Annotated in this window: 16 protein-coding genes; 8 read left to right on the plus strand and 8 right to left on the minus strand. The window is 66.1% G+C overall.

Going from position 1 to position 15,927, the window contains the following annotated elements; translation table 11 throughout:
* Positions 1-330 precede the first annotated feature (330 nt).
* On the plus strand, positions 331-2,238 hold the full coding sequence (htpG, locus tag ABE522_RS07560) for a molecular chaperone HtpG (RefSeq protein WP_346591162.1): 1,908 nt from the start codon (positions 331-333) through the stop codon (positions 2,236-2,238).
* Between the two features lie 94 nt (positions 2,239-2,332).
* On the opposite strand, the gene ABE522_RS07565 is transcribed toward htpG, so the two are convergent.
* The 4 genes from ABE522_RS07565 to ABE522_RS07580 form a co-directional block, all read right to left on the minus strand.
* Complete coding sequence (locus ABE522_RS07565) at positions 2,333-3,079, minus strand: class I SAM-dependent methyltransferase (RefSeq protein WP_346591163.1); 747 nt, start codon at positions 3,077-3,079, stop codon at positions 2,333-2,335.
* Positions 3,080-3,166: 87 nt separating this feature from the next.
* Positions 3,167-3,898, minus strand: a complete 732-nt coding sequence (locus ABE522_RS07570; RefSeq protein WP_346591164.1) for a class I SAM-dependent methyltransferase — start codon at positions 3,896-3,898, stop codon at positions 3,167-3,169.
* 104 nt (positions 3,899-4,002) lie between these two features.
* On the minus strand, positions 4,003-4,884 hold the full coding sequence (locus ABE522_RS07575; protein WP_346591165.1) for a LysR substrate-binding domain-containing protein: 882 nt from the start codon (positions 4,882-4,884) through the stop codon (positions 4,003-4,005).
* A gap of 30 nt (positions 4,885-4,914) precedes the next feature.
* Positions 4,915-5,808, minus strand: coding sequence for an SDR family NAD(P)-dependent oxidoreductase (locus ABE522_RS07580; RefSeq protein ID WP_346591166.1), 894 nt, complete (start codon positions 5,806-5,808; stop codon positions 4,915-4,917).
* A 406-nt stretch (positions 5,809-6,214) separates the two neighbouring features.
* On the opposite strand from ABE522_RS07580, the gene ABE522_RS07585 reads away from it, so the two are divergent.
* Positions 6,215-6,547 (plus strand): DUF6966 domain-containing protein, encoded by a 333-nt coding sequence (locus tag ABE522_RS07585; RefSeq protein WP_346591167.1) that lies wholly within the window; start codon positions 6,215-6,217, stop codon positions 6,545-6,547.
* Between the two features lie 68 nt (positions 6,548-6,615).
* Complete coding sequence (locus tag ABE522_RS07590) at positions 6,616-6,999, plus strand: YbjQ family protein (RefSeq protein WP_346591168.1); 384 nt, start codon at positions 6,616-6,618, stop codon at positions 6,997-6,999.
* Between the two features lie 32 nt (positions 7,000-7,031).
* On the opposite strand, the gene ABE522_RS07595 is transcribed toward ABE522_RS07590, so the two are convergent.
* From ABE522_RS07595 to ABE522_RS07605, 3 genes are all read right to left on the minus strand, one after another.
* Complete coding sequence (locus ABE522_RS07595) at positions 7,032-8,411, minus strand: alpha/beta hydrolase (protein ID WP_346591169.1); 1,380 nt, start codon at positions 8,409-8,411, stop codon at positions 7,032-7,034.
* A gap of 111 nt (positions 8,412-8,522) precedes the next feature.
* Positions 8,523-9,431, minus strand: coding sequence for an alpha/beta hydrolase (locus ABE522_RS07600; RefSeq protein WP_346591170.1), 909 nt, complete (start codon positions 9,429-9,431; stop codon positions 8,523-8,525).
* Positions 9,432-9,597: 166 nt separating this feature from the next.
* On the minus strand, positions 9,598-10,521 hold the full coding sequence (locus ABE522_RS07605) for a LysR family transcriptional regulator (RefSeq protein WP_346591171.1): 924 nt from the start codon (positions 10,519-10,521) through the stop codon (positions 9,598-9,600).
* 99 nt (positions 10,522-10,620) lie between these two features.
* Between ABE522_RS07605 and ABE522_RS07610 the strand changes: the two genes are divergently transcribed.
* From ABE522_RS07610 to ABE522_RS07630, 5 genes are all read left to right on the plus strand, one after another.
* On the plus strand, positions 10,621-10,950 hold the full coding sequence (locus tag ABE522_RS07610) for a nuclear transport factor 2 family protein (protein ID WP_101098783.1): 330 nt from the start codon (positions 10,621-10,623) through the stop codon (positions 10,948-10,950).
* A 140-nt stretch (positions 10,951-11,090) separates the two neighbouring features.
* Complete coding sequence (locus ABE522_RS07615) at positions 11,091-12,035, plus strand: hypothetical protein (RefSeq protein ID WP_346591172.1); 945 nt, start codon at positions 11,091-11,093, stop codon at positions 12,033-12,035.
* A gap of 53 nt (positions 12,036-12,088) precedes the next feature.
* Positions 12,089-13,750 carry a hypothetical protein gene (locus ABE522_RS07620; RefSeq protein WP_346591173.1) on the plus strand — a complete coding sequence of 554 codons (1,662 nt, stop codon included), beginning with the start codon at positions 12,089-12,091 and terminating at the stop codon, positions 13,748-13,750.
* Positions 13,726-13,869 carry a hypothetical protein gene (locus ABE522_RS07625; protein ID WP_346591174.1) on the plus strand — a complete coding sequence of 48 codons (144 nt, stop codon included), beginning with the start codon at positions 13,726-13,728 and terminating at the stop codon, positions 13,867-13,869. Before ABE522_RS07620 ends, ABE522_RS07625 begins: the two co-directional genes overlap by 25 nt.
* 120 nt (positions 13,870-13,989) lie before the next feature.
* On the plus strand, positions 13,990-15,078 hold the full coding sequence (locus tag ABE522_RS07630; RefSeq protein WP_346591175.1) for a DUF5694 domain-containing protein: 1,089 nt from the start codon (positions 13,990-13,992) through the stop codon (positions 15,076-15,078).
* Between the two features lie 75 nt (positions 15,079-15,153).
* On the opposite strand, the gene ABE522_RS07635 is transcribed toward ABE522_RS07630, so the two are convergent.
* Positions 15,154-15,903, minus strand: coding sequence for an SDR family oxidoreductase (locus ABE522_RS07635; protein WP_346591176.1), 750 nt, complete (start codon positions 15,901-15,903; stop codon positions 15,154-15,156).
* Positions 15,904-15,927: the final 24 nt, after the last annotated feature.

Genomic DNA, 15,927 nt, shown 5'->3' on the forward strand with positions numbered 1-15,927 from the left:
CCGGCCGCCCCCCCCCGCCCGCGCCACGGCGGGCCCCCCGGGGGGGGGGCCGGGGCCGGGGTTTTCTGGGTGGGGCCGGGGGGGATGGGGTTGGTGGGGGACGGCAGAAACTGCATCCATGCGGGCCTCGTGTCGCGCCATCCCTGGCGCTCCACGCCCCCACCAACCCCTCCCGCCCGGCCCAACCCAGAAAACCGCTTCCAGCGACCCACCACGAGGGGCTCCGCCGTTCGCCGGGCGTCGGCGGAAGGCCTTGATAACGGGACAATCACCCTCACCCCTTGCGCAGGCCGCACATGCTGGCGCGGCGATGACACGGAGCCCCATGCAATGACTGAAACGACCCAGACCGAAACCCTTGGCTTCCAGACCGAGGTCAAGCAGCTGCTGCAGCTGATGATCCACTCGCTGTACTCGAACAAGGAAATCTTCCTGCGCGAGCTGGTTTCCAATGCCGCCGACGCCGCCGACAAGCTGCGCTTCGAAGCATTGACCCAGCCGGCGCTGCTGGAAGGTGACAACGAGCTGCGCGTGCGGGTCAGCTTCGATGCCGACGCCCACACGGTGACCATCGAAGACAACGGCATCGGCATGAGCCGTGAAGAGGCCATTGCCCACCTCGGCACCATCGCCAAGTCCGGTACCGGCGACTTCCTGCGCCAGTTGTCCGGCGACCAGAAGAAGGATTCGCAGCTGATCGGGCAGTTCGGCGTGGGCTTCTACAGCGCTTTCATCGTGGCCGACCAGGTCGATGTGTACTCGCGCCGTGCCGGCGCGACGGCCGCCGAAGGCGTGCGCTGGTCTTCGCGCGGCGAAGGCGAGTTCGACATCGCGGCGGTGGAAAAGGCCGAGCGCGGTACCCGCATCGTGCTGCACCTGAAGGATGGCGAGCATGACTTCGCCGATGGCTGGCGCCTGCGCAGCATCCTGAAGAAGTATTCGGACCACATCGGCCTGCCGATCCAGATGCCGAAGGAAACCGCCCCGGCCGAAGGCGAGAGCGACGCACCGGCGCTGGAATGGGAGACCGTCAACCGCGCCAGCGCGCTGTGGACCCGCCCGCGCACCGAGGTCACCGACGCCGAGTACACCGAGTTCTACAAGCACGTGGCGCATGACCACAGCGACCCGCTGGCCTGGAGCCACAACAAGGTCGAAGGCAAGCTGGAGTACACCTCGCTGCTGTACGTGCCGGGCCGTGCGCCGTTCGACCTGTACCACCGCGAAGCGCCGAAGGGCCTGAAGCTCTACGTACAGCGCGTGTTCGTGATGGACCAGGCCGAGCAGTTCCTGCCGCTCTACCTGCGCTTCATCAAGGGCGTGGTCGATTCCAACGACCTGTCGCTGAACGTTTCGCGGGAAATCCTGCAGTCCGGGCCGGTCATCGATTCGATGAAATCGGCGCTGACCAAGCGTTCGCTGGACATGCTGGAGAAGCTGTCCAAGGACAAGCCGGAGCAGTACGCCACGTTCTGGAAGGAATTCGGCCAGGTGCTGAAGGAAGGCCCGGCCGAGGACTACAACAACCGCGAAAAGGTCGCCGGACTGCTGCGTTTCGCCTCCACCCGCGGCGAAGGCGATGCGCAGACGGTGTCACTGGCCGATTACCTGGCCCGCATGGCCGAGGGCCAGGACAAGATCTATTACCTGACCGGCGAGAGCTACACCCAGGTGCGCAACAGCCCGCACCTGGAAGTGTTCCGCAAGAAGGGCATCGAAGTGCTGCTGCTGACCGACCGCATCGACGAGTGGCTGATGGGCTACCTGACCGACTTCGACGGCAAGCGCTTCGTGGATATCGCACGCGGCGACCTGGACCTGGGCGCGCTGGAAAGCGAGGAAGACAAGCAGGCGCAGGAATCGGCAGCCAAGGACAAGCAGGCGCTGGTGGAACGGCTGAAGGCCGCCCTGGGCGATGACGTGGCCGAAGTGCGCGTGTCACACCGCCTGACCGATTCGCCGGCGGTGCTGGCCATCGGCGAGCAGGACCTGGGCCTGCAGATGCGCCAGATCCTGGAAGCGAGCGGGCAGAAGGTGCCCGAGAGCAAGCCGGTGCTGGAGATCAACCCCGGCCATCCGCTGATCGCCAAGCTCGATGCTGAAGCTGATGGCGAGCGCTTCAATGACCTCGGCCGGGTGCTGTTCGACCAGGCCGCGCTGGCCGCCGGTGACAGCCTGAAGGATCCGGGTGCCTATGTGGCGCGCTTGAACAAGCTGCTGCTGGAGCTGTCTGCCTGATCTGGCGGCCGCTGCGCTCGCCGAGCATGGCGCGGCGCTACCGGTTCTGACGCACTGATTCCGTTCGCCGGGCATGGCGCGGCGTTACCCGCCTTCAGCGGCCCATGACGGGTCTGGTGCAGGAAAACCATGCGGCCAATCCGTTGCGCAGCAGGTCATCCCAGTACCCCGCCGGCTGGGCCAGCCGCTCCTGCTGCAACAGGCAGGGAGCCTGCCACACCAGGTCGGTGAAACCCGCCTGCGCGAACGCGTGTTCGTAATGCTCGCGTGCCCAGCGGAACACGGTGATCCGCGCCGGTGGATCGCCCGGGAACTCCATCTCCATCTTCGCGCCCTGCTGCCACGGCACATCGTCCAACACCCGCACGCCATACTGCGAACAATCACCGTCCGCCAGGCAGTAACCAGGATTCATCGTCTCCACGGCGATCCTGCCACCCGCGCGCACGTGCTCGAACGCCGCCGCAGCCATCCGTGCGAGCTCGTCCAGCGACTGCGCGTAGTTGAACAGGAAGGCGGCGACCGCGAGGTCATACCGGCGGTCGGGCCTGAATTCCAGAAAATCACACGCTTCGAACGTCATCGAATCGCCCGCATTCGCCGATACCCGCCTCCCCAGTGCCACCATCTCTGGCGACTGATCCACACCGTGTGCACTGGCGGCGCCGGCCAGCAGCATCGCCCTGCCATAGAAACCGAAACCGCAGGCCAGATCCAGCACGCTGCGGCCGGTCACATCGCCCGCCATGTGCTGCATGGTGCGGAGTTCGACCACGCGCGTGGGCGATGCGTTGGCGTACGCCGCGTACTGGCCTGCGATGTCATCGTAGTGCGCTTTCATCTTGGAAACCCTCTTCAACAGAGGTATCCACGCTACGCAACGTCGCCCGCGCATTGAAGAGGCGAAAGCGAACTCACGCCTGCCCCGTCAGCGCACGCACACCAGGTTCACCGACATGCAGTTGTGCACATAGTCCTCCCAGTAACCTTCAGCACGCGCATCGATATCCGACTGTTCCAGTATGGGCTCGTGCCACTCCGCTGCACTGAAACCTGCCGCGCGTACCGCCTGTTCGTAATGCGCACGTTCCCAGCGGTAGTTGGTGATCAACGCCGGCGGTGATCCCGGAAATTCCAGTCGCAGGCGTGCGCCCTGCTTCCACGGCCCCTCCTCCAGCACCTTGACCCCATAGGCCGCATAGTTGCCCAGTGCGAGCCGGTAATCGGGATTCAGGGTCTGCACGACCAGCCGCCCACCCCGCTTCACGTGCGGGATGACCGCGGCGAACATCCTTCGCAGTTCATCCAGCGAAGCGGCGTAGTTGAACAGATACGCTGCCAGCACGATGTCGTACTCGCCAGTGAACGGCATCTCCATCACATCGTGCTGCTGGAACGTCATCTCGTCGCCGCGATACGTCGACAAGGCACGTGCGAAATCTATCATGCCCTGCGACTGGTCCACCCCGTGGGCACTGCGCGCGCCATGGCGAAGGAACTCACGTCCGTAGTAGCCAGATCCACAGGCCAGGTCCAGCACGCTCCTTCCCTCCACCACGCCGGCCAGCTGCCGCATCGTACGCACTTCGATGGGGCGGGTCGGCGAAGCGTTGGCATAGGCCATGTACTGGTCGACGATACTGTCATAACTCGCGCTCATCACATCTTCCTTGGATTTCCAGAAACGTGATCTGAGACGCTATCGACTGGCCCCCCGCAGTTGAAGAGGCAAACGCGACGCACCGCATCGCCCCATGCACGTGATCAGGTGCAGCGCGCAGTCCCGATGAAGGCATGCACGGCCGGATTGTCTGCATCGGTGCGCAGACAGAAGCTCAGGCTGAAGCGCGCATCTGCCGACTGCACCGGGACGTAGCAGACTTCCGTGGCGCGGAACCCTGCCATGCTGGCCGGCACGATGGCGACCCCGGTTTCCACTGCCACCAGTGACAGCACCGCGTGCATGCCATGTGCTTCCTGCACCACATCGGGCATGAATCCCGCCGCCACGCATTGGCGCATCACGTGGGAATGGAAGCCCTCGCCTTCGGCGGCGGGCCAGGATACGAAAGCCTCATCCGCAAGGTCCTGCAGCTGCATCGAAGGGCCGCAGGACAACCGATGCAGGCGCGGCAGTGCAATGACCAGGGCATCGCTATCGAACGCATGCAACTGCAGGTTGGACGAGGGCGGAATCGGAGGGATCAGCACGCCCACGTCCACCTCGCCCTTGGTCAGCATGTCCTGTTGCTGTCCCGACGTCGCTTCGCGCAGCTCAAGCAGGACCTGCGGATGGCTGCGCCGGAACGCACGGATCAACTGCGGAAGGCGCCCATACAGCGCACTGCCAACGTAGGCCACGCGCACCCGTCCACTACGCCCTGCCGCAGCCTCGCGCGTGGCATCCAGCGCGTGTGCCGCCTGTTGCAGGGTACGTCGCGCCTCCACCAGCAGCACCTGGCCGGCGGCGGTCAGCCCCACCGTGCGACGGCCGCGCATCACCAGCACCGCGCCTACCTGCTCTTCCAGCCGGCGGATCGCCGCGGTCAGCGGGGGCTGTGACATATGCAGGCGTGCGGCGGCGCGGTGGAAATGTTGTTCTTCCGCAACGGCGACGAACTGGCGCAGCAAACGAAGATCGATCATGGCAACCGCGCGTGGAATGACGGACTCAGGTTAGCAGTCCCGGGGCCTGCTCCGCGGCTCGATCGCCGGCAGCGCAATCTCGTGCCACGCGGCATCGAAAGCCTCCACGCTGGCGACCGCCACACCCTGCAGATCGCGCGGGTAGGCCACCCCGGCAGGCTCCTGTGCGCGGGTCGCGTGGAACTGCCCATTGCTCGCGCGCAGTACCCAGCCACCCTGCACGCAGCGCGATGAGGCCAGCCAGGCCACACCGGGCGCCACCGCATCGGGATGCAGCTCATCCGGTTCGCCATGCACACCCCACATGCGCGTCTTGGCCACCGGCGATACCGCGTTGACGATGATGTTGTCCGCCTCGCCCTCTGCGGCCAGCACGTTCATCAGGCCCACCGCGGCACTCTTGGCCATCGCATAGCTGGCCAGCCCGTGCTGCACGTACTGCGGGTAAAGCGCGCGGTCGGACGTGGTCAGCACGATGCGGCCGCCGCCGGCCGCACGCATCCACGGCCACGCCGCCTGGGCCAGCCATAAAGGCGCTTTGGCAGCGATGTCCAGCATGTGCTCCAGCTGCACTTCGGTGACGCTCTCGATCGGCTGGTAGTGCACCCAACCGGCGTTGTGGATGATGAAGCCCAGCCGCCCGTGCTGGCCCAGCACTTCACTCACCAGCGCGTGGCACTGGGCGCGCGTATCGATGGCGAGCCCGCAGCTGGTCACGTCCAGACCATCCAAGCGCAACCGCGCTGCGGCACTGGCTACACGGTCCGGATCGCAGCCTTCGCCATCGCGGTCAGCGCCGACGTCCTGCATCACGACCATGGCGCCGAGGCGTGCCAGCAGGCGCGTATAGGCCAGGCCCAGGCCACCCGCCGCACCGGTGATCAGGCCGACCTGTCCATTGAAATCAAGGGGGGTATAAGTCATCCACACAGCGTGGACTGGCAGGGCAACCGCGCCCAAAACCGTTCACAGGCGGGGGTGATCCGTTTTGGGTATCGAAGGGCGTGGAGTCAATGCCGGCAATGCCGTGAGCCGAATAGGCGGTCTATTCGGCTCACCGGATGAGCCGAATAAACGTCGCATTCGACACAGCGAGCTCGCCAGCTCCTTGGTTGAGGGCACTGGACCGTGGCACCCTCCCGCATGCACCCCCAGAGACGTAACCATTCCCCCGGCGCGCGCGTGGCACCTCCATGGGCCGAGCCCTATGGCGCGCAGGCAACCTGTGTCTGGGACCCAGCGGGCGTGCTGCTGCACCCCGCGCAGCGGGATGCAAAGGACTGAGCGCGGCAGGGTTTCCTGCCGCAGTCTTGCCAGTATAGTCAGCCGCATGGAAGACAGAGCCGCGCAACTGGATGAGCTGACCAAGGAACTGAGTGCGCTCTGCGACCTGCTGGCACACGACAGCGAATGCGAATGGCGGCGCCACTTCGTCTTCTGCCTGCAGCAGGCCGAAGCGCTTGCCGCAACCCCGCTCGACCAGCCTTCCCTCAACAGACTCTCGGGCTCGGTCATGTCCGTATTCGGCGGCATGGGCAGCTTCAACGACTACGTGCCCTTCAAGCACGGCCGCCTGATTGCCGGCATGGAAGCACTGGACGAAGCTTCCGGGCGGGTCTATCAGGCCGGCCTGGCGCTGCGGGTGATCGCAGCGCGCGACTGACGCCGACCGGTTGCCGCCCCTGCCGCGCGATCAACCATCCCCCTCACCCAAACCACTTCGAGACACCCATGGCTGACCCTTACAACACGGCTCGACGTCCTGCCGGCGAAGCGCGCCTGGACGACTCGATGATCACAACCGCATTCGAATTGCCGGGCTTCCGCGTGGTGCAGAACATCGGCGTGGTGCGCGGCATCACCGTGCGCTCGCGCTCTATCGTCGGCAACTTCCTCGGCGGCATCCAGACCCTGTTCGGCGGCAACATCACCATCTACACCCAGCTGTGCGAGCAGGCGCGCGAGGAAACCTACCGGGACATGGTGAAGCACGCACGGACGCTGGGCGCCAACGCGATCATCGCCATGCGCTACGACGCCACCGACATCATGACCGGGCTGACCGAGGTGCTGTGCTATGGCACGGCGGTCATTGTTGAACCTGCGCGCAGCTGAGCGCCCTGGCCTGCCTGCAGACCGGCAAATGCTCAGCGTGAAACAGGCTCCGCGCAGCGCGCGGCGACTTCGGCACCTTCCACGAACGCCTGCACCGCGGTGACAAAGCACGAAGGCGCCACCAGCGCCAGGAGATGTGCACCGCGCTCCACCGTGTGGAACTGCAGTGGGCCGGCCTTGGCCAACGTGGCTGCATGTTCCCGGGCACCTGCGTAGGCGGTGTTCGGGTCCAGCGTGCCGTGCACCACCAGCGTCTTCGGCAGGGTCTTCGGGCTCTGGCCGAACCACGCATCCTTCGGATAGGCCGGTACCGGGCTGTCCACCAGCAGTCCGGGAATCGGACTGACGAACAAAGCATCCTTCTGCTCGGCCTCCACCGTGGCCTTGGCCAACCCTGGCCGGGCATTGTTCTCCGATTCGGCAATCAGCATCACCAGCGGCAGCGCGGGCTGGTTGTTGCCGCCCTGCCCCAGCTGCGCCAGTGCCGCCTTCCAGTCGTTCGCGGCGGTGTCCAGCGAGCGCGCATCGTTGTTGGACAGGTCCTGCACGATCTGCGGCATGCGATCGCGCAATGCCGGGAAGCTCAGCAGCGCGGCAAAGAAGCGACGCAGGTCGCCACCCGGCACCTGTGTCTGCCACGGCGCGTCGGATGCCGCGGCCAGCACGCGGCGATACGTCGCCACGCCGGTCTCGCCCAGCACCTCGCGCCCGACTTCATCCACCAGCGCGGTGCGACGGCTCAGGTCCCACTGCCCGGTGCGTTCAGGCGGCACCAGGCCATCCAGCACCAGCCCGTCCAGCGGCAGCGGAGTCACCTGCAGCGCGCGCAGCGCAAGCTGTGTGCCGTAGGAAACGCCATACAGCAGCACCTGGCCGCCGGCAGGCCGCTGCGACATCAACAGGCCCAGGTCCTGCGCTGCTTCCGTGGTGGAAAACGCCGTGGTACGCGGCACGTTGGCATACATCCCACCGATGCAGGGTCCCCACTCGCTGCCGGCCAGGCCGGTGCCGTCCGCGCTGCCCGGCGCTTCCTGCTGCGGGCAGATGCGCGCCGAGCGACCGGTACCACGATGATCGGGAATCACCAGATCGAAGCCGGGAAACGCAAGCTGGTAGGTGGCGATCATCGGGTACAGCGATGCGCCCGCCTCGCCGGGCCCACCGGACAGCAACCAGACTTCGCCGCGCCGCTTCACCGAGGCAGCGGCGGGAATGCGGCGCACGAACAACGGGATGGTTTCGCCTTCCGGGGCGGCGTGGTGCAGCGGCACCGGTACCGTCATGCACAGCGAAGCGTGCAGCGGCGCCGAGGTGTCGGCATCGTCACAGGGGGCTGGAACAGGCGGGGCTGCGGCATGCGCCAGCGTCGGCAGCGAAAACAGCAAGGCAACGCATAGCGCGGAGCGAAGCATGACGACCACCTTCCCTGGAGTGAAGCGCGACAATGCACCTTCGCCGGTATCCAGGCGAATGCCGGAAGTAACGTCGGGACGATGTACGGCGGAACGAACGCGGTAGCAGGTTCATTGCAGTCTCCCGTCCGGGGTGACAAGGTGCGCTTCGATCCACTGCTGGAACTCGTGCATCACCTGTTCGCGTCCGACATCGTTGAGCAGGTCGTGCGCATGCTCCGGGTACAGCCGCAGCGTCTTGTCGACGGAGCCTGCGGTGTCATGGAACAGTTGGCTGCCGCCGGGCACGGTGACCTTGTCGGCGGTGCCATGGGCGATCAACACCGGCAGGCGCAACGTCGGAAAGCCACGCCGCAGCCGGTCGCTGCCGGCCAGCATCTGCGCCACCGTCAGCGCGGTCTGCTTCTCGCCCGCGATAAGCGAGTCGGCATCAAGCGCGGCGACCGCATCGGGCATCCGCGAAAACTCCTTGTTCGGCAGCTTCAGCACCCGCAGCTTCGGGAACGGTCCGCTGAGCCAGCGCACCAGCGCCAGCACCGGGGCCGGTGCGGGGACCTGCAGGGCGAAGCTTTCGCAGATCAGCCCGGCCAACTCGTCCTGGTGGTCCAGTGCGTAGGCACTTGCGATCACCCCGCCGGCACTATGGCCAAGCAGGAACACCGGTACGGCCGGCTCGCGCGAGCGCGCCACGTCCATCATCGACTGCACGTCGGCCAGGTAATCGTCGAAGTGCTGTACATGGAAGCGCAGCCCGCTGGATCTGCCACGCCCCCGCAGGTCGACGGCGTACACCGCCAGCCCGATCGCGGTGAACTGTGCAGCGGCCCATTGGTAGTGGCCGCTGTGCGAGTTGAATCCCGGCACGATCACCAGCACGGCGCGTACCGGTCCACTCGGCCGCCAGCTGCGGATGAACAACTCGCCCTCGCCACCGGCGATGAGCTCTTCGGTATGCAACGGGCCGGTCGTGCGGCCATCAACCGCTGGCGCGCGTGCTGCAGCAGGGAAGGCAGTATCCATGGCGGATCCTCGGTGAAGGGGGAGGAAGCGAAGTCACGGACACCCACGAACGCCCCATCGGGCGTCCGCCACGCTGCGTCACTGATGACCCCACAAAGGGGGTCTACGCGGATCCCGGCCGATACCGGCCAACGCAGATCGACGCTTCATGCCAATCCGCAGCGCCCTACGCCTGGATGTCCCGGCCCTGTCCCAGGTCACGATCAAGCAGACAATCGATGAACGCACGCAGCACCGGCAGCAGGTAGCGGCGGCTGGAGTAGTACAGGAACAGGCCCGGCACGGTGGGTGACCAGTCGGCGAGCACGCGCTTCAATCGCCCATCGCGCAGTGCTTCGGCAATGCCGTCGTCGTTGTAGGCGTACAGGATCCCCAGCCCCTGCAGTGCGGCAGGCACCACGATGTCCTGGTGGTTGGACAGCACCCTTCCCTCGGGGACGAACTCCACGCTTTTGCCCTTCCTGTGGAACTCCCAACTGGCGATCTTGCCACTGCCCGGGAAGCGCCACCCGATGCAGGCGTGCTGCTGCAGATCGGCCGGCACCCTGGGCTCGCCATGCCGCGCCAGGTAGTCGGGGGACGCCACCGCCAGCAGCTCCACATCCGGTGTCAGGCGCACCGCGATCATGTCTTTCTGCAGCCGCCCGCCCACCCGGATGCCGGCATCGAAGCCCTCGCTGGTGATATCACTCAAGCCATCGTCGATCACGATGTCGAGCACTACATCCGGATGGGCCTGCGCAAAGCGGCCCAGCCGCGGGGCGATGAGCTTGTGCGCTGCCATGCTGAGCGTGTTGATCCGCAGCGTTCCTGCAGTTCGCGCGGTGCTGCCCAGCGCCTGCGCGACGGCATCATCCATCTCGCGCAGCATCGGGGCTATACGCTCATGCAGCCGGCGTCCGGGCTCGGTGGGCGAAACACTGCGCGTGGTGCGGTTCAACAACCGCACGCCCAAGCGCGCCTCCAGCTGCCGCACGATCTGGCTGAGCGCAGAGCGCGACAGGCCGAGATGGTCGGCGGCGCGGGCAAAGCTGGCCCGGTCGACCACCGCCGCGAATGCTTTCAGTTCTGCGAATTCGGAGCCGCGCATTGTGCCCTGATTCCTACATAGCCTGATCAGATAGTAGGCGATTCTGTTGACGGCAGGAACGGGCCATCCTGAGCCCGTGTCCTCAACCGGAGCCTGCCCATGAAAGACCTGAACCTGCCCGAGCCGATCACTGCCTACTTCAACGCCGACGCGAACGATGGGCGTGCCGTGGCCCGCTGCTTCAACCCGGATGGATCGGTGCGGGACGAGGGCAAGACCCACACTGGCCTGGCCGCCATCGAAGCCTGGAAAGCGCACACCGCCGACCGCTACCGCTACACCGCCACACCCATCAAGGTGGAGAAGAACGAGCGCACCTACTTCGTCACCAGCCACGTGGTGGGCGACTTCCCCGGCAGCCCGATCGACCTGCGCTACGCCTTCACCCTGGAACGCGGCAAGATCGCCACGCTGGAGATCTCGGCATGAACTTCGACCTCCAACTGGCCGGCGGCGGCACCACCCCCACGGCATGAGCCGCGCATTGCGCCGACCGATAGCCGTCCCGGGAACCGCTATGCTTGGCGCGGCATCAAACCCGCCTTCCATACCCTGCAGGACGCAGCACCATGATGGTCAAGAACGCCTCCCTGCTGTGCTCAACCGTGCTGGCGATGTCTGCTGCCCTGCTTGCTGCTGGATGTGGCGGCACGACGCGGAAGACGGTTCTGTCGACCGACAGCCTGAAGGTGGTGGCGGTCACGGAGTCGACGTTGGATATCAACGTCAGCGAGTACCAGCACTACACGACGTACACGCTGTTCGTCGATGGCACGGAGCTTTCAGACAAGGCATTCTCAGACCTGCTGCAGGATGCGGACGCCAAGGGCGAGCAGATCGTCCACACCGATGCCATCGTGATTGCCGACGACACCGTCCTGCTGGCATCGCGCACCCGCGATGGGTCGGCCTGCTGGACAACGCACCTGTCCGCACACGGCGGCAAGGCGACGCTGGAAAAGATCATCACCAGCACGGTTGATTGCTCGCCACGGCCCGCGCCGCCGGGCTGGAGTACGCTTTACGATGAAGCCAGCAACCTGGTGCTGGTGCGTACCCATCCCTTCGCGGTGCACCCGATCACCGGCTACTGGCAAGTGCTCTGGATAGAGGGCGACGTGGCGGCCCTGTACGCCGACGAGCGGGCGAAGGAGCGACTCATCGTCAGGCTCGTACGGATATCCGCAGACGAAACGCTTGCCGAGCAGCACCTGCCGATGAGCACCTATGCGGAGCCTGATCTGCTTCATGCCTCGCCGGACGCACGCAGGCAATGGCTGTTCGACAACTTCTCCGTCAGCCTGGGCGCTCCTGCCTCCATCCAGCTTCGTCCTGACAACACGCTCAAGGCGATCACCCCGGAGGTCTGGGCGCAGTACCAGGAAATGGACCGCCAGAACAAGGAGGCCGATGCCCGCGCCCGTGCAGAAGGCCAGGCCCGCACCGACGCACTGTACCGGGAAGTGAGAGAAGCGGAGTCGGCCAAGGGCCACCCCGCGAGCCGGATCCAGTAAACGGCGGCATTGCTACACTCCCCCGCTTTCGATAGATCAGGAGCGCAGGGCAGATGGATTTCCGCCGACGGCTGTACGTCATCACGTGGGCGGCGATGGCGATGGTTGCCAGCGCCGCGTCGGCCGCCACCGCGGACTCCCGCCCCGCGGGGTCGTCTGTTTATTACGTGCGCCATGCAGTAAGCAGCGAACCGGATGCAGGCGACGAGACAACGCTGTCCGGCTACTACGAAGCGGCATTGCAGCCGGCGTCACGCGCAGGCAGCCAGCTTCGAATCCTGCCCATCTGGTCGCAGCAGAGAGACGCGGCAGGTCATGCAAGCTACCTGATGGAGCTGGACCCGCTCGACGCTGCCGACGCGGCACAACTGGCCGTGCTTGCCGAAGGCTTCAGTGCCGAGGCAACGCGATCTGGAGAGTTCGGTGCGTTGCGCGCAACGGACCAGAGCGCATGGTCTGCACTGTCCCGGAAATCACCCGATGCGGCTGAGGCACTGCTTGCCCGGCAACAGGCAGCGGGATTGCGGCCGGTGCGATTGCCCGCCACCGTGGCGGTGGGCGACGTGGTGGCAGGAACGCTGCGCATCGAACCCCATGGCAGCGTCGAGACGACCCTTAGTGTGATCGAGGTCACCCCGGAGGCGGTGCTGATGGAGCTGTCCGTTGCAGGTCCCGGCGCGCAGGGTGACGGCCGGCTGGTGGTAGCGCGTGGCGATGGCATGCCGATCGAGCTGCGCATGGAAGTGCGCTACGCGGCCAGCAAGGGCCTGCCCGCTTCCCTCCACCGCCTGCACCTGGCAGACACCGGCCACGATCCGATGCTGCAGATGAGCGAGGATGTCGAGAGCTACGTCAGCTATGTCGAGCAGGTGAACCACACGCTGCAGCGCCCGCCGTTCAGCGGCGTCGCGCCGGATCCTTCGGCCTACACGCACCGCGCGGCAGTACCCGGCGAGCTCGAGGACTACATGGTTGCCGCGGCCTCGCTTCCTGCGCTGATGCCGTACATGGGCTCGTTCTGGATTCCCGCAGAGGGCGGCGCAGGGCGCTGGCTGGCGATCGGCGCGCGTTCCAGCCTGGAACGCGACCCGGCGGCCGCCCAAGGACAGCACGAGCGCATCCTGATGTCCCGCCTGCATCGCGTGGTGATGCTGGATGCGGATGGGGCGGAGATCGCCGGACTGCCGACGAAACGGGTCACCCCAACACTGTTCTTCCCTGAGAAATACGCGGCCACGCAGAACGAGGTCAGCTTCCCCTTCCACCTGCCACTGGGCGCGCCGCGTGATCTGTTGGGCCGCATCGAAGCGGTGCGCATGTCCGTCGACGCCGAGGTCTATGCGTTCGAAACGACCGAGATCCTGCAGCCCGGTGAGCGTTCAAAACTCAATCCTGACATCACCTTGCTGCGCCCCGCTGCCCATCGCGCGACGCTGCTGCAGGGCAGGCAGTCGTGGAAGGCGAAGACCGGCCTGTACAGCGTGGTCGTGCCGCTGGACGAGGAAGGAAACGTGTTGCCGTCCGAGCAGATGATCATTGCCCCGCTGAAGCCCGCGCAGCCGACGCGGCTGGCGCAGGTGCCACTGGCCTGGGAGAACGGCAGCCTGCCGATGCGAACCGAGATCGCCACCGCCCGGCCCATCGCCAAACTGCAGGTGCGCCACTATCGCTGGAGCTCGGTGCCCACGACATGGACCTTCCCGATGCGCGAGTGATGACGACGCCGATGGAGCACGCGTTGGGGGCGGGCTTCCATGGCCAGGTCGTCCATAACGTACGCATTTCGCGCTATGCGGAGTGGCTCGAAATCGCGATGCAGCGCGAGCGTGACTGATTCGCCGCTGATGCAGAAGCCGACGTAAAGGTTGCAATGACCAAAGGGGCTTTGCCCTGCCCACGCACGTGCGCCACCATCGGCTGCAGGCAAGGCACCCGTCCTTGCAGGGATGGCAGCATGATCAGGCGCATCGGCAGTATGTTGATTCTTGGGCTGTGCAGCGCCGCCGCGCTGGCCGCCACCCCCGGCTATCAGCCCAGCTTCCACCCGGACCAGCTGAAGGGCCCGCCCGCCGGCCGCCCCAACGAGGTGCTGGTGCTGGGTTCGCCGCACCTTTCCGCCTTGCCCGACACCTTCGCGCCGGCCCAATTGGAGCCGCTGCTGGAGCGCCTTCAAGCTTGGAAACCGAACGCGATCGCGGTGGAAGCGATATCCGGCATGCAATGCGATTACATGCGCCGCTTCCCTACCCGTTACGTGGACAGCATCGACAGCTACTGCCCGGACCTTGCCCCGGCGCAGGCCGCCACCGGACTGGATGTGCCGGCTGCCAACGCGGAAGCAGAACGCCTGCTGGCTACCTGGCCCACTGAGCCGACTGCAGCGCAGCGGCGCCGCTTGGCCGCCGTGTTCCTTGCGGCCGGTGAGCGCAATTCGGCCCTGGTGCAATGGCTGCGGCTGCCGACGGCGCAACGCAGGGCGGCCGACGGCTTGAACGATGAGTTGGTGGCCTATCTGGACAAGCGCCTGCAACGTCGTGACGAGTCCCTGCTGGTGGCGGCTACGCTCGCCGCACGGCTCGGCCTGGAACGGGTATGGGCGGTGGATGACCATACTGCCGATTCGGCCACGCCCAAGGAACTGGAAAAGGCCTCCGGCGAGGCGATCATGAAGGCGTGGGACAACCCGTATACCAAGGCGCGCGCCGAGGCGGACGTGGCGCTGCACGCCAACCTGGGCAAGCCCGATGGCCTGCTGGCGATCTACCGCGCGTACAACGCACCGGAGGCCGCGATGCAGGCGTTCCACAGCGACTTCGGCGCCGCCCTGGTGGAGCCTTCGCCGCAGGCATTCGGACGCAACTACGTGGGCTACTGGGAAACCCGCAACCTGCGCATGGTCGCCAACATCCGCGACGTGCTCGGGCAGACGCCCGGCACGCGCATGCTGGCCGTCGTCGGCGCGTCGCACAAACCGTATTACGAGGCCTATCTGCAGTTGATGCACGACGTGCAGCTGGTGGATGCCGGGGACGTGCTGCACTGAGCTCGCCGACGATGCTCCAAGACTGATGAGAGATGCGCAGGGTGTTATCCGACTTGGTCCAAACGATCGGCCGCCTCACCCTGCCGCGCGCATCCACTCCTCTGCGTCCTTGCCGGCCGGCGTGCGCAGCGGCGTGCCCGGGTCGGTCACCGCAAGCCACACTGCCTCGGCCACGTCCTGCGCCTCGGTGACCGGCCCACTGGTATCGCGGAAACCTGCCAGGATGCCCTGCACCATCGGGCCGTAGTCCGGGTGTTCCAATCCGCCAAGATGCATGCCCGCATTCGCACCGAAGCGCGTGGTCGGCGAGCGCCCCGGAAGCACCAGCCGCACCCGCACGCCGAAGGGTTCCACTTCGATCGCCAGCGATTGGGTGAAAGCATTCACCGCGGCCTTGCTGGCCGAGTACACGCCCACCAACGGCAGCGCCTTCAGGGTCACCGAGGAGGTCACGTTGACGATCACCCCGGCACCGCGCTCACGCAGCTGCGGCAGCACCGCCTGGGTCATCGCCAGCGTGCCCAGGGTGTTGGTTTCAAACAGCGCGCGGGCGGTGTCCATCGGCGTCAGCTCCACCGGCACCGGCGCCCCGAAGCCCGCATTGTTCACCAGCGCGTCGAGTGGCCCGGCCTGCTCAATGGCGCGTGCGATGCTGTCTGCATCGGTGATATCCAGTGCCAACACGCGCAGGCGATCGGACGCAGGCAGCAGCCCCGCGTCGGGAGTGCGCATGGTGGCTACCACATCCCAGCCGCGTGCCAGGAACAGGCGGGCGGTTTCCAGCCCGAAGCCGGAGGAACAGCCGGTAATCATCACAGTCGACATCAGCAAACCTCTACGTGGGAACGG

The organism is Stenotrophomonas lacuserhaii (genome assembly GCF_039674585.1).
Taxonomy (GTDB): Bacteria; Pseudomonadota; Gammaproteobacteria; order Xanthomonadales; family Xanthomonadaceae; genus Stenotrophomonas; species Stenotrophomonas pennii_A.